This is a genomic window from Rhizobium sp. PP-CC-3G-465 (genome assembly GCF_004343445.1).
In the GTDB taxonomy this organism is placed as follows: domain Bacteria; phylum Pseudomonadota; class Alphaproteobacteria; order Rhizobiales; family Rhizobiaceae; genus Ferranicluibacter; species Ferranicluibacter rubi.
Genome location: NZ_SLYH01000020.1, coordinates 21,495 through 35,151, shown reverse-complemented (window position 1 = coordinate 35,151; position 13,657 = coordinate 21,495). Strand labels below are relative to the sequence as shown.

Below are 13,657 nucleotides of genomic sequence, written 5' to 3'. Positions count from 1 at the left end.
TTTGGCTGCGAAATCTGAAAAATCTCGTCGCCCATAGAGTTCCGGCATTGAACAGCGCAGGACTTCATTCCCCAAAAGAGTTTTTGGACGCTCTGTCCAATTAAAGCGACACTTGTTTTCCTGACTTTAGCGACGTCGCAGAATAGGAGTTTTGCGGCAGCCGCAATGTCAGTGTTGAGGCGTTCCGGTCAATCTGAAAGATTTCAGTGATCCCGGCAGGTAAAAAACTGTATCCTTACAAGGAAATTGATTCCGTTTAATTAAGCTGATCGACAGGGGTAAAGTCGGGGCAAATCACGGCCCCAGCGATAAAAGACAGGATGGAAAATGACGGGCGAGAGACAGAACCGGGACGATGTGCGCCTCTCCGGACGGCAGCTACTCGCTTCGGGCCGTCGCACGGTGGCGCTGCGCCCGCGCCAGTTCGACGAACCGGCGTTTGATCTCTTCAAACAGTGCCGGTGGCAACGCCCCGTAATAGCCGCTTTCGCGGTCGATCGACCTGACGTCCGGTCCAGGCCAGACAAAGCGGTTGCTTTCGGTCAGAACAATCCAGGAGCGCTCATCGTCGAGCACAAGGCGACGCTTAGTGACGGCCGGGATTTCGACAGCATCTTGCGGGTCGGATGGCGGCGTATGCGTGACTGGCAAAACCCGCACCGCCGGCGTTCCATCTTCCAGCGCGGCGACGATTGCCAGAACCAGGACAGGCCGGTCCTTGTCACCTTCCTCACGGCCCTCGAGATGCTGCCAATGCCAGAGATACGAATATCGAAACAGCCAGCCAACCTTCGGTTCAGTCGGCAGCATGCTTTTCCGTCACCAGTTCGGCATTGAGATGATCCAGACCCGGCTCCATCCGCGATGCTTCAATGGCGGCCAGGTCATCGTCACTGAGGTCCGACGAGAGTTCTACCCGACGATCACGCTTCGCCAGACGCACATAGTCCTCATAGGCGATCAGAACCGTGCGGGGCCGACCATTCTTGGTGATAATGACAGGCTCGCGAACGGCCGCATCCTGATAAGCCCCGAAATTTTTCGAAACCGCCGCAGCGGTAACAGTGGATGTCATGACAGAACTCCTTTGTTCCGGAATATACGGGATTTCCGGAACTTTTGCAAACTCGCGACATCTATAGGGCATGTGAGATGAAACATAATTCGCAGATCCAGCCTGCCGAGGACAACGCCGTCCTGAAACGAGCTGAGGAACTGGATGCACTCGATGCCATCCTGCCGTTTGATCGCCGCGACCAGCTCGCCGAACTTCTGACCGATGAAGACGTCGCGACGCTCAAACATCTGGCCAGCGAAGGCATGGGCGACAACACCATGCGGGCGCTGGCGTCCGATCTCGCCTATCTCGAGGCCTGGTGTTCCGTGGCGACCGGCAATCCCCTCCCCTGGCCCGCTCCAGAAAGTTTGTTGTTGAAATTCGTTGCCCACCATCTGTGGGATCCGTCCGAGCGTGAAACCAATCCCGATCACGGCATGCCCGAAGACGTGGCGATCGCGCTTCGCGCCAGGGGGCTGTTGAGAAGTGTCGGCCCGCATGCGCCGGCCACCGTTCGCCGGCGGCTGACCAGCTGGTCGATCCTGACGCGCTGGCGTGGCCTGAGCGGATCGTTCTCGGCGCCGTCGCTGAAAAGCGCGCTTCGGCTAGCCGTTCGCGCCAGCAACAGGCCACGTCAGAGAAAGAGCAAGAAGGCAGTCACCGGCGATATCCTAGCAAAGCTGTTGACCGCCTGCGCCGGCGACCGGCTGGTTGATCAGCGCGATCGGGCGCTGCTGTTGATGGCGTTTGCCTCCGGAGGCCGCCGGCGTTCAGAAGTAGCGGGATTGCGCGTTGAGGATCTGGTCGACGAGGAACCGGTTCGCGCCAATCCTGCCGACGAGCACTCCTCTCTCCTCCCCTGCCTGACAATCCGTCTCGGTCGCACCAAAACCACGTCGGCCGATGACAACGAACACGTCGTGCTGATCGGCCGTCCCGTGATCGCGCTCCGGCATTGGCTCGAAGAGGCGAAGATTGAAGCAGGACCGGTTTTCCGCCGTATCGACCAGTGGGGCAATCTCGATCGGCGGGCGATGACACCGCAGTCTGTAAACCTCATCCTGAAAACACGCGTCAAGCAAGCCGGGCTGGACCCCGCGCAGTTTTCTGCACATGGTCTGCGCTCGGGCTATCTCACCGAAGCGGCCAACCGCGGTGTTCCTTTGCCCGAGGCAATGCAACAGTCCTTGCACAAGTCAGTTACTCAAGCGTCGGGCTACTACAACAACACTGAACGCAAGCTGGGACGGGCAGCACGGTTGGTCGTTTGATCAAAAGACCAACTACATACGTCACAATCATGCGCGAAAGTCTAAATCGCACATCTCGGTTTTCGGCGTTGTGCGAATCGGTTCCGGGTGGCAGGCAAATGACGCTCGCTCTTGCGTTGTCATTTCGCCGCTCCCGGAATCTGCTCCGTTTGCGCGTGGGATATTCGTTTCCGGCCGGAAACCATCGTCCGGTCTCCACGTCTGTTCCTATGCGACAACCGTGTTTCGGCCCAAGGCTTTCGCCTGATAGAGATTTTCGTCCGCCGCCTTTAAGCAGTCCGATGGATCAAAGCCCGACGGACAATAACAAGCACCTATGCTCGTGGAGATCTGCACCCGGGTGCCAGAACGTGTTTTCAAGACGATACGGGCGACTTCCTCCCGGACTTCCTCGCAACGACCGAGCATTTGTTCGAACGTCAGATCGCTCTGAAAAAGTCCAAATTCCTCACCGCCAAGACGTCCTGCGAAATCTGATTGGCTCTGGTAGCGGGCGAGGACAAGTCCGGCGCAGCGAAGAGCTTCATCACCGGTCGCGTGACCATACCGGTCGTTGATCGACTTAAAGTGGTCCAAGTCCAGGAACAGCAGGGCTCCGGTCCCACCTCGCTGGCTTGTCATAGCCAGTTCTTCCATGAATGCGCTTCTTGTCAGAACGCCGGTCAGGCCGTCGCTGCGAGACTGAATACGGAGGGTTTCATAAGCATCAGCCAATTTGTTCAGAGCTTCTTTCGTCGCTGCCTCTGCCCGTCGCACTTTTTCCGACTGGGTGAAATGCAGCGCCGACGCCGGGATCGATATGGCCAGCGGACAAAATATGGTCATGAGCAGGCCCGCGCCCGCAACTTGCCCGCCCAACAACGGCACAATGCTGAACGAGATCGCCAGCGAGGCCAACACCGATAGCAATCCGGTGACAATCGATTTTTCTACAATACGACGCATAAATATCACCGTGAGAAATATGGAATTCTATGAACCTCATGAATCTAAAGAGGGCTGAAACACTTCAGTAAAAGTCGACCTATGTGCCCAATATCTGGAAAATTGGCCTCTAACATTCAGGCGGGCGGGACCCTGCCGGATGGTGGCTTGCGGGTGTCACGTAACACGAGCTTCAGATTGTGGTCACAGAGATCGTTTAGGTCCTTCGGCAACTCGGTCAGGACGAGAATTTGAAGGTGAACACTGAGCATTGATGATGAGTGAACAAACGATCGAGACATCCCATGGACAGATCGCAGTCTTCGACACAGCCGGCAGTGAAATCCCCCTCCTCATGATCCACGCCAATTCGGTCTGCAAGGAAACATTCCATTTCCAGATCGAGGCGCTGGCCGGAAAACGCCGGGTCATCGCCGTCGACCTACCGGGCCATGGCCAGTCTTCCGACGCCATCGATCCGCTGCGCACGTACAACTTCAACGGATACGCCGCTGCAATCTGCGAAGTGATTGAAGCACTCGGCCTCGATCGTTTCGCCATACTCGGCCACTCTCTCGGCGGCCACGTCGCCCTGGAACTTATGAGGCTCCTGCCGGAAAATGCCGCGGGCACGATGATCTTCGGCACACCGCCAATCCCACCTGGCCCCGAAGGTGCAGCGCTCGGCTTTCTTCCCAATCCAGAATTCGCCTACACAGGGAAACAGATCCTGAGTGGAAAAGAAATCGACATGGTCGTCACGCTCGCGCTCGGATCCGATGCCGTCCACGATGCGTTTTGGAAAACCGCTGTCAGACGAACAGACGGGCGTTCGCGCGAGTTGATGATCGATGCGGCACTTTCCGGAAAGCACCCCGATCAGCGCACCCTTGTCGAAACTTCCCCTATTCCGCTGGCCATAGTCAACGGCGCCGACGACCCCGTGATCAATCTCGATTACATCGACAGCCTGACTTTCGCGAACCTCTGGAACCGCGGAGCGGTTCGTGTCGAAAATGCCGGACACGGTCTCCATTGGCAAAAGCACAAGGAGTTTAACGTCCTGCTGGATAACTTCCTCACCAGCGTTGCGTGAGACGGAAACAGGGCTGAATATCACCATGTCATCCCGCCTGCCGATCGTTCCCGGCATTGGCGCGCATCAAGGCCATCAGCATCGGGCCGAGTGAAAACTCACCCTTCTCCGCCCGTTGCGTCAGATCACGGAGGTAACCGCCTGCTGAGTTGATCTGGCCCCCACGCTCCAGAATGCAGGCCATGACAGCCGCCGCATTCTCGGGTCCCAGGGTTTCGCAGGCGGTCTGATAGGCGCTCGGGCTGACGCCGAGCATCGAACGAACGACAACAGCGGCTGACATCAGCTCTCGCCAACTTGCGATCTGGCCGCCCGGCCCGTAATCGCTTATCTGCGGGCAAGCCCTCAACACCATACCGAGTGGGAATGCCTTTATCGGCTCCCTCTTCGGTCGACTGATTTCACTCGGCTTCGCGCCCTGCTCGTTTCCAGAGCTAGGTTCAAGTTCACTGATGGATTCGGGTTTTGAATTCTGTATGTGGCGCTCTGTCTGAGCACCATTGGTGCTTATTTCTTCCGAATTAGCCATCAAATCCAGCCGGTTGATGACATCGTCGTAAAGCAGCTGCATCTCGTCGAGGATTTTCGCTAGGTCGGAAGCTGACGGGGTGCGGGGGATCCGTCGGACGATGTCAAGGTAGACTGCTTCTATCGCTTCCCAGTCGCCTTCAGCGCCCTCCTCGATCGCGGCGCTTATAACCTTTCGAACGTCCCGCCGGCACAGGGTAAGGCTCTCCTTGGCCTTGAGGAATTCGCGGCGATCGGTCGCCACCTGTTGAGCGGCCAATGCAAACTCCTCGGATCGAGCCAAAAGCGGCGAAAGATCAAATCCGAATGCGCGCTCGATTTCCCCTGATCCGTCTTTGCGGGCGTATCGTTTGCCATTGGGGCTGTCCTTGCGGACAATCATTCCCATGTCGACCAAGATTGCCAGATGCCGACGAAGGGTAGCTCCCGACATTCCGTTAGCGCGCACCATCAACTGCGCGTTGGAAGGAAACACAACCAACTGCGCGTCCTGGCGCAATTCTTTTTCCGGATAGAACGTCAGCAGTGCATCAAGCACCGCTATCGAATAAGGGGGCAACTTGAAGATCTCCCGCGCTTCTTTGACGTCGCGAAAGATCATCCATTTGTCAGCACTCTTGCCCTGCTTGATCTCTGAGACGGCGATTTGCCGTTTCACCAGAGCAAGGGTCATCGGCCGCCGCCCAAAGGGCGTCGTTATATTTCCTGTTTGCATCTCTTCAGCCCTTCACGAAGGCAAAAGAAGTCCGCTCGCCAAAACAGCGCCAAAGACTCTTGACTGGGATTCGGGGAAATGCGATTCTAGATGTGCTTAGTATCGAGAAGGGCTTCCACGACGGTATCGTTTTGGGGGCCTTTTTCTTTTGCGGTTCAGTCTCCACTTTCCGGTTGATCATTCTCGAACGCTGTGAACAGACGATCAAGGTTTTCGGTCAGGTAAGTGCCGAAAGCAGACGCCTTACCAGAATTCTTGAATGGCTTTAGCGCAATCGTCACACCCGAGCCGTTGTTCTTGATGGTTGCTTTTATCAAGTTCTTCGGACTAACCCATTCTTGGTCCGTCGAACCTTTCTTTGAGACTTTCATCTCTTTCGGAATCAAACGTTCGAGCATTTCAAACCGGCTTTCCGGCAAAGCTGCGACGTAATCGTCATGGGAGAGTAGGTTTCGAGCCTTTGCGGCAATAGCAGGGTCCCCCAATGCAGCGCCGATCCCATACCAGCGGTCACGGCCTGGCGCCCTCGCCTGTGTTACCGTTGCCAGGATATCCTCAGGAAATCTTTCGATCGCCGAAAGCATCTTCGACACGGTCGTTTTATCCGCACCGAGAGCGAGCATGATTGTGTCGCGGCCGAAATTACCTAGTTCGAGATTACGGGCGAACAGGGCGCGCTCTATAAAAGACAGGTCCGCTCGCTGCGAATTTTCCTGTCCTTGAGCTATTACGTGGTCTCTATCTTCGAGCTTCTTGACGACTGCCCGGACAGAAATTCCCAATTCCTTGGCGGCACGCACGCGACGGTGGCCAAATACGGTCTGGAACCGCCCAGCTCTGTCGGGATGTGGTCGCACAAGTATTGGAGAATCCTGTCCGCGAACCCTAATTGCCTCAACGAGCTCTCTGAAGCCCGTTTCATCCATGCCAACACGGTCGCTGATAAATGAGCTGTCGATTAGATTGACGTCCAAATCGACAATTGTTTCGCCTGCCGCTAGTCTTTCTTCCAAATCACGGGCAGCGTCCGCCCGTGCCGCGAGCTCATCGATGCTACGCGTCACTGCGCCCAGTGCGCCGAGACCTCTGGTTGTCGGACGTAAGGTAGTGGGAGCGGCGTCAGAGATTGGTAGAGACGGCGGGTTTTTATCCGCATCATCAAGAAGGCCTGACAGCAAATTCTTACGAGCCATGCCGCTCTCCACCAAATGAGTTTACTGCAGTAAACTTCAGCATCCTCATTTCCTTCCCCACGCTTTGTTGATCAACTCGAGGATCTCGCCATTTACCGCATCCATCGCTTCCATCGCTCTGTCATAGGTCGCCCTGGTAAAAGCGCTACGCTCAACCTCGTACAGTGTCTGGTTTGTCATAGCGGCATCTGAAATCGCTACGCTGCGGACCATTGGATTCAAGAGCACATGATTTTTGAACATTGAACGCATGAAGGCCACCATCTGTGCCTGGGGACCGTCCTGAGGATCATGTCGGGTGACGAGGTAGCGAAGCCAGTCCAGGTTCATGTTTCCGCCGACATCCTTCAACGTGCTGAGTATATCCCCAAGCATCTGCAGAAACTGGCACATGCTCATGACGTCAAGCATCTGCGGGTGAACGGTGATGAGTACAGCGGTCGCCGCACAGATCGCACTCATGGTGAGAAAGCCAAGCTGGGGCGGACAATCGATAAGAACAATGTCGTAGTCGTCTGCGACTGACGTCAATGCTTCATCAAGGCGCGCGAAAAAGATGCGCCCGTAGTCCCTGCCTTGCCCCTGCGCTAGGATACGTGGTGTATCATGCTCGAATTCCATCAGCTCGAGATTGCCCGGGACAAGATCAAGATTTGGGAAGTTTGTCTTACGGATTATATCTCGAAGGGGACGGCGCTGATCATCATAGCGGATCGCGCCATAAATCGTCTCGTTTTCATGCACGTCAAACTCGGGCTGAAAGCCATGGATCGCCGACAGAGACGCCTGTGGATCGAGATCAACGGCCAGGACACGGTGCCCAGACAGAGCGAGGAACTGCGCTAAGTGTGCTGCAGTCGTCGTTTTACCACTGCCGCCCTTAAAATTCACGACGGCAATTACCTGAAGCCTTTCTCCATTTCGGCGATGCGGTATATAGTGGGTTCCAGGTCGGGCGCTTTGCTCAAGAAACTGACGCATCTCCTCCATCTGTTCCGCGGTGTAGGACCTGCGGCCTGATGGCGTAACTTGAGGCGTTGGCCCCCTTCCCTCTAGCGAGAGATTCCTTAGGTAGCCACTAGTAACGCCTACATACCGTGCGGCTTCAGCGAGCTGAAACTCCCGCAGGTCTTTCATGGCCCGCGGAGGATACATCTCCAGCCGGTGCTGCTTTAACTTCTCAGACAGTTCCTTCGCCTGACCAATGATGAGTTGGTCAACTTCAGAAATCGCTGTCTTTTCGATATGTGCGACATTCACCGCGAAAAACCTCAAATGCGTTTAAAAGCCTACAACAGCCGTCAAAGTGCATTTAGACGCGATTCTACGAGTCTGGCAAGCGAAACAAGGTTAACGAGAAGTTAACATACACACTCGCCTTGGCCCAAGTTTACCGCAGTAAACTTTCGAGAATGCGGTTGCGCGTGCGAAGACGCTGAGGGCAGCTATGTAAAAGTTGATCGCGGCGCAAGGTGGACCTCTATGATTGAAGGCCATGAAGGTAGTCAGAAACGGGCTGAGCCTTGGCGGCGGCTGTGACGATCGCCCGTTTATCCTGCTTGAGAACCTTCAGCCAGCTTTCCAGATAGGTCGCGGTATTCTCGCGCGGATCGTGCTCAACGCCAAGATCTGCGCATACGAAGGCCGCCGACAGTTCCGCAACGAGCTCCTCCATGGCATAGGTTTCAGTGCCGAACCGGCTGGAAAGATCGCGATCGAGACGGTGTTTTGCGCCAGTCCAGTGACCGAGTTCGTGCAGGACCGTGCTGTAAAGATGGACTTCGCTTAGGAAGCGTTCACGGGCCGGCATTTCGATGTCGTCAGGACCTGGACGATAGCATGCTTGCTTGCCGCCATAGGTGATCTTCGCAGCGGTTCGACCGATGAAGTCTTCGACATGCCCGAGGAGGGGCATGGAGCACTCCGGAATATCTTCGACCGGGCTTTTGAAGCGGTCGGGCAGGCCATCGATCTGCTCGACGTTGAAGACGGTGTAGCCCTTCAGGTACGGGATGCTTTTGTCGTCGGCTTCCTGCTCCTTCGGAGTGAAGGTCCCGTACTTGACGACGAGGGTTCCCTGTTCGCCCTTTCTGACCTGGCCCCCAAGATCCTGAGCCTGCCGGTAGGTCATCCAGGTGTTCTCGTCGTAGCCGGCGAGCTGGCTGGAAAGCCACAGCATGATCACGTTGATGCCGCGATAGGCCTCGCCGGTGGCGCGCTGCGGTACCGGCGAGCAGCGAACAGTTCCGCGCCAAGGGCGGATCCAGGGCTTCGTTCCTGCTTCCAGCTGCTCGATGATGGCATCCGTAATGCGCTGGTAGGTGTCCTTGCTCTGCATAGCCGTCTCCTTTTCGTTGGTTGACGGCAAAAAACGGAGATAGCCGAGACGAGCCCATGCACCCGGAGGGCCGCAACGGAGAGGAGGACCGCGAAGCGGTTGAATGGGGGAGGGGCTATCGTAGCTTGTCCGTCAATCACCCAACGAAACGGGAGACGGCAAACACAAGGGAGCACGGACCGCTAACGGTGTTGCGTTTGCCTGTGCTGCATGGGGGAGGAGGCCGGTCTAGCGATCCCGGTCGTCCCGGTCGTTCTGCTGCTGACGGCTTGCTAAATGCTGCGCTTCGACGGCCTTGAGCTCTGCGTTGTGATTTGACTGTTGTGGCGCTTGTTCAGCCTTTTGCTCGACGCTCTGAGGCTGCGCTTGGGCCTCCTGCGCCGGCCGCCCTAAGGTTCTGAAGTCAGATCGGGCGGTGAACTTCACCTCTTCGTCGTCGGCCGGAATCCGCTCCGGAAGGTCGGCGCGATCGACAGCGATAATGCCGTTCTCGGTTACAAGGGTTGCAACGCGGTTGTCATGACCGAACACCTGGCCCTCGATCTCTTCGCCCGGGCGGGCAGTCCGAACATAATGCTCGAAGGGCTTCCCGCCGACCTGCTCCAGGTCCGCGAAGGCACCACGCAGCGCCTCGCGGCGGTTTGGGTCTATCGCATCCTCAATGACGTGCTTTAGCGCCGGGCTGGCAGGGTCATTTGTCGTGGCAATGGACGCTTCAATCATACGGGTCTTGCTGATCACGCTCATATCGATGTCGTGCCCGTAATGCCGGCCCAGCTCCGCGATGAAAGTTTCCTGAGTCCTTCCGTTGCCTTCGCGAAACGGATGGACATAGTTCAGCTCTGACAGTGTTTTCGCGGCCCGCTCAACGAATTCTTCCCTGCTGACCGCCCGTAGCGCCTGCGGATCGCTGATCGGCTTCAGCGCCTCATTAAGGCCCATGTCTATACGCGCGCCATGCAGGAAGGACGTTCCGCCTTTTGAAAGGCCGCCAATCGGCTCGACACGAGCTCCGTCAACCACCGGGCTTTCATTCCGGGTATGACCGGCCCACTCGTAGACGTCCTGGAATATGTGGCCGTGGATCGCCTTGAGATGAGCGGCGTCAAAGTTACCCTTGGGACCATCACCCTCAAGGATTTCGGAAATTCGGTCCTGCGTTGCACGGTACTCGACCGTGCGAAGCTCCGATTTGGATTCGATACCAAACTTGTTACGAAGAACGTTCTGACGATCCGGATCGTCTGACGTGTTCGGATAAGTGTAGGAACCCTTGGGATATTCATCAGCCATGCGTAAACCAACAAAAAGCCGTCTGCGCTAGCAGACGGCCTTAAGCCTCTTGAGACTTGAATGAAATGATCAGCCCTTGGGCTGCGGTAAGATGCGGGCGCGATACTCTTCGCGGGTGAGATCGCCGGCTACATAAGCAGCAGTCGCCGCTTCGAGCAGGGCGTCGTCGCCCTGATAGCCTTGGCGAATGTTCATGGCGCGAGCCTGATCGGTGCTCTTCTTTCGAGCCGCGACGGCTTCCGGGGAGCGGTCGGGACGGGTGGAATGAATGTTCATCGACAAATCTCCAGTTACTGTTCAACCTAACACGAAAAGGGCCAAAAATCCAGCTATTTGGCGGATTTTCAGCCTTTTCGGGGTGAGAGGCCCGGTCATGAACCGGGCTTCTCTGCGCAATCAATCGCGAGGTTCCCACTCGATGATTGCCTGAAGGGTAGGATCGTCCTGGCCGGGGAACCGGCCCAGATTGGCGTTGAAGCCCATGCGCTTGATCGAGATCGTGTAGTAGGGCCTGCCTTCGCCGTTCTCTTTTTTCCAGATGCCGCCCACGTCGAGGTCGTGACCTGCGGGAGACTTTGCGTAGACGCGGTGCGTCGGGGCTCTCTCGTTGGTGGAAGAAAGAGGCGTTACCTTGATGGGCAGGTCTCGCTCAATGGTGGAGATGAGGCCGGTACCGTCTGCGGTTTCGATGTTGTCGCCGTTGAACTGGATGTAGTTGGTGATGTTTTTCATGGTGGTCACTCCTCTTTGGTGGTTGCGATGAGCGTTCACAAGGCACAGCGGAAAGCGGTGCGCACCGTAGGCCGAAGCGCAGCGGAGGAGGCTGGAAGGCTGCCAAATTTGCTTCGCGAGGAAGCCGAAGGCGGGGAAATTTGGTGGCCAGCCAGCTTTGCGCAAACCGCGTCGCTGTGCGAACGGGCATTAAGAGCAACCGCCTTGGAGGGGTGTCTACTGAAAGCGTCTACCAAACGTCACCTGTACGACCAACAACAATAACCGCATATTCCTGCGCCAATATTATTCAACTCTCGCAAGCATACAACCGAAAACAATCGGCTTTTTCCTCCAGGAGTTAGCCAATTTGGCGCTTCGAAAAGCGAATTTCGACAGTTCCAGGTCCAATTGTCATCGGGCTGCTGATGAGAATTAGAACGGCGATAGTTGCTCGGCGCGTCGATCTCGGCCGCCCATTGGCCCAGACGTCTGCCTCGGGCGGTGTCTTCAGCCTGATGGTAAGCGTCAAAGGGCATTGAGTTACCACGCGGTAGATACTGCAAGAGGAGTGGCGCCTGGCCGGCTTTCACCATTTCAAGGCCGATATCGGTTTGCTGGATGAAGCACTGTCCGACAAGGCGACGGTATTGGCCCTCGTCGATGATCGTGCACGTCACATGTTTCCCGTCGATAAGGCGAGAGAGATAGCTGCGAGCTTCGACGCCACACGCCCATTCGGCTCCATTCTTCCACCCCGTTTGCGAGCGTTCGCAGGCGTCAATTGCCGCAATCCTGATCCGCTGCTGTCGAATGCTGAAGGTGTCACCATCGATCACGCGTGCTCGACCGGAATATTCCGCCGCGCCGGCACATTGTGAAAACAGCAGAGCGAATAAAAGTGCCGAAAAAACGGGGTTTTTTCTCAATTTAAGGCCTCCATAGAGTTGCGGGCGGCAAGCCCGAGGACGGAACGCGAAAGATGGAGTTCACCGGATGCCGCCCGGTCCGTCATGGCGCGCAAATACCCTCCGGGCGAGCTGACTTCTCGGCGAGAATATTTCTCGAACGTGACCGCAATGGCGATCGCGGCGGCCTGTTGGCCCATTTGATCGACGGCGCGAAGCCGCGCGTCCTCTGAGACACCCGCCAAGCGGCAAATCTGCGGGGCGATGCGGGCGAGATCGGACCAGCTGCGTGGCGCGGTGGTGAAATAGTCCTTCAACGATGGCGCCGCCCTCCACACATCATCAAGAGCAACAATCCCTTGCTGCGGGCGGGATTGCCTATTGTCTGGGGCGGATCCTCTCGTCAGGCTTTCTTCAAAAGCCATCTTGCTGGCGTAGCCAGCCTTAAGCGAATTGTGTTGTCCGGCGTTAGCCGGACGCCGTTCCTCTTTACTCAAGTCAAATGGATGGGGGTTTGTAATCTGTTTGTGCATGTCGTTTTCGACATTCGTGCATGTCATTTTATCATAATCAGACACACTTTGCGGCCGCCTCGATGCCTTGAGAGAGCGTCCAACAAGCCACTCAAGCAGGCTCGCTGCACGCCTCAAATCAAAAGCGGGCGCTCTGCCGGCGATACCAACGAAGGCAGCGATACGGTCGATGCGAAATGCAAGGCTCGCGAGGGCTGTTTTCGTCAAATCGGCGGCATTCACCAGCGCGTAACGGGCGCTCCTGAGTGCGTCGCGAAAGCGGCGGGCAGCGGCGTCGCTGGCGCGCTTCTCCTCTCGCTTCTGCCGCACTAGGGCGTCGAGCTCGCGGTAGCGCGCAATCAGCACACGCAAATCGATGCCACAAGCGTCTGAAATCACGCCTTCGCCGTCCCTGATCGGATAGCGCTTGAAATTCGCGCTGTCCTGCATGGTAACGAGCCCGGCGTCGAACAACCTCGACAGGATACGGCTGACCCGCCCAGGCGAGCGGTTAATCTCGAACCCCAGCTGATTGTTGGACTTGAACACAATGGGTCGCCCGCCCTTGTCGAAGGCGTCGGCCCGGGCGGTGTTGATGATCACTGTCAGAAGATGGCTTTCGGTACTGGTAATTAGGCCAGTGCATGGAAGGCTCTGTGACAACACCGCCAACTGGCCGCGCGTCACCGTTCCGACTTCCGTTGACTGTGCCAGTCGCCGGAACTCGGCTCTCTCCTTTGTCATTCTGCGGCCAGTTAGCCGCTTGTTCGTGAGGGCTTCCCTCATTTGTCCTGTCTCCTGTTCAAGGGACCAGACAAGGCTTCGCCGTACACCGAGAAGGCGTTTTTCTTATTGACAGGGGAAGGGGGGTCTGCGAAAACAAATCTGCTTAATTATTTGGTTTTTTGCAGACCGCTTCCGGGTTTTCTCGGGAGCGGTTTTCTCTTTTCTGGGCCTGTGTGTTCTCCAGACTTGGGTTAAAAGGGTACGAGCCGCAGCATTAGCTGATTCCGGCCGGAGACAATACATAGCTCGATTACCCAACTTGGCGCAACGATTGAGCTTTCTCTCAATCGTAATTTGCACTTCAATGCGGCTTCCCCGCCTAAAA

Annotated in this window: 14 protein-coding genes; 2 read left to right on the top strand and 12 right to left on the bottom strand. The window is 56.6% G+C overall.

The window, feature by feature from the left end; translation table 11 throughout:
* Positions 1-378 precede the first annotated feature (378 nt).
* Positions 379-810: a plasmid maintenance toxin (PemK-like) gene (locus C8J33_RS25115; protein ID WP_132665752.1), complete on the bottom strand. Its 432-nt coding sequence runs from the start codon at positions 808-810 to the stop codon at positions 379-381.
* The gene (locus tag C8J33_RS25110; RefSeq protein ID WP_132665751.1) at positions 797-1,075 is read right to left on the bottom strand and encodes a type II toxin-antitoxin system Phd/YefM family antitoxin; all 279 of its coding nucleotides are present in this window, start codon (positions 1,073-1,075) and stop codon (positions 797-799) included. The genes C8J33_RS25115 and C8J33_RS25110 overlap by 14 nt, the downstream gene beginning before the upstream one ends.
* A gap of 77 nt (positions 1,076-1,152) precedes the next feature.
* On the opposite strand from C8J33_RS25110, the gene C8J33_RS25105 reads away from it, so the two are divergent.
* A complete protein-coding gene (locus C8J33_RS25105; protein ID WP_132665750.1) occupies positions 1,153-2,328 on the top strand; it encodes a site-specific integrase in 1,176 nt (391 codons plus the stop codon).
* Between the two features lie 207 nt (positions 2,329-2,535).
* Here C8J33_RS25105 and C8J33_RS25100 read toward each other — a convergent pair whose 3' ends face one another.
* Complete coding sequence (locus C8J33_RS25100; RefSeq protein WP_132665749.1) at positions 2,536-3,273, bottom strand: GGDEF domain-containing protein; 738 nt, start codon at positions 3,271-3,273, stop codon at positions 2,536-2,538.
* 253 nt (positions 3,274-3,526) lie between these two features.
* On the opposite strand from C8J33_RS25100, the gene C8J33_RS25095 reads away from it, so the two are divergent.
* Positions 3,527-4,348, top strand: coding sequence for an alpha/beta fold hydrolase (locus C8J33_RS25095; RefSeq protein ID WP_245507283.1), 822 nt, complete (start codon positions 3,527-3,529; stop codon positions 4,346-4,348).
* Positions 4,349-4,376: 28 nt separating this feature from the next.
* Here the strand turns inward: C8J33_RS25095 and repC (C8J33_RS25090) are convergent, their stop codons facing one another.
* The 9 genes from repC (C8J33_RS25090) to repC (C8J33_RS25050) form a co-directional block, all read right to left on the bottom strand.
* Complete coding sequence (repC, locus tag C8J33_RS25090; protein WP_132665748.1) at positions 4,377-5,591, bottom strand: plasmid replication protein RepC; 1,215 nt, start codon at positions 5,589-5,591, stop codon at positions 4,377-4,379.
* A gap of 155 nt (positions 5,592-5,746) precedes the next feature.
* Positions 5,747-6,784, bottom strand: a complete 1,038-nt coding sequence (gene repB, locus C8J33_RS25085) for a plasmid partitioning protein RepB (protein WP_132665747.1) — start codon at positions 6,782-6,784, stop codon at positions 5,747-5,749.
* A gap of 45 nt (positions 6,785-6,829) precedes the next feature.
* Entirely contained in the window at positions 6,830-8,044 is a 1,215-nt protein-coding gene (gene repA, locus C8J33_RS25080; protein ID WP_041700143.1) for a plasmid partitioning protein RepA, read from the bottom strand.
* Positions 8,045-8,264: 220 nt separating this feature from the next.
* Complete coding sequence (locus C8J33_RS25075; protein ID WP_132665746.1) at positions 8,265-9,122, bottom strand: ArdC family protein; 858 nt, start codon at positions 9,120-9,122, stop codon at positions 8,265-8,267.
* Positions 9,123-9,350: 228 nt separating this feature from the next.
* The gene (locus C8J33_RS25070) at positions 9,351-10,415 is read right to left on the bottom strand and encodes a Fic/DOC family protein (protein WP_132665745.1); all 1,065 of its coding nucleotides are present in this window, start codon (positions 10,413-10,415) and stop codon (positions 9,351-9,353) included.
* A 69-nt stretch (positions 10,416-10,484) separates the two neighbouring features.
* A complete protein-coding gene (locus C8J33_RS25065) occupies positions 10,485-10,691 on the bottom strand; it encodes an antitoxin VbhA family protein (protein WP_012653082.1) in 207 nt (68 codons plus the stop codon).
* Between the two features lie 120 nt (positions 10,692-10,811).
* Complete coding sequence (locus C8J33_RS25060) at positions 10,812-11,147, bottom strand: DUF736 family protein (RefSeq protein ID WP_132665744.1); 336 nt, start codon at positions 11,145-11,147, stop codon at positions 10,812-10,814.
* Between the two features lie 239 nt (positions 11,148-11,386).
* Positions 11,387-12,055, bottom strand: coding sequence for a thermonuclease family protein (locus C8J33_RS25055; RefSeq protein ID WP_422039093.1), 669 nt, complete (start codon positions 12,053-12,055; stop codon positions 11,387-11,389).
* Positions 12,052-13,332 (bottom strand): plasmid replication protein RepC, encoded by a 1,281-nt coding sequence (gene repC / locus C8J33_RS25050; protein WP_132665743.1) that lies wholly within the window; start codon positions 13,330-13,332, stop codon positions 12,052-12,054. Before repC (C8J33_RS25050) ends, C8J33_RS25055 begins: the two co-directional genes overlap by 4 nt.
* Positions 13,333-13,657 lie beyond the last annotated feature (325 nt).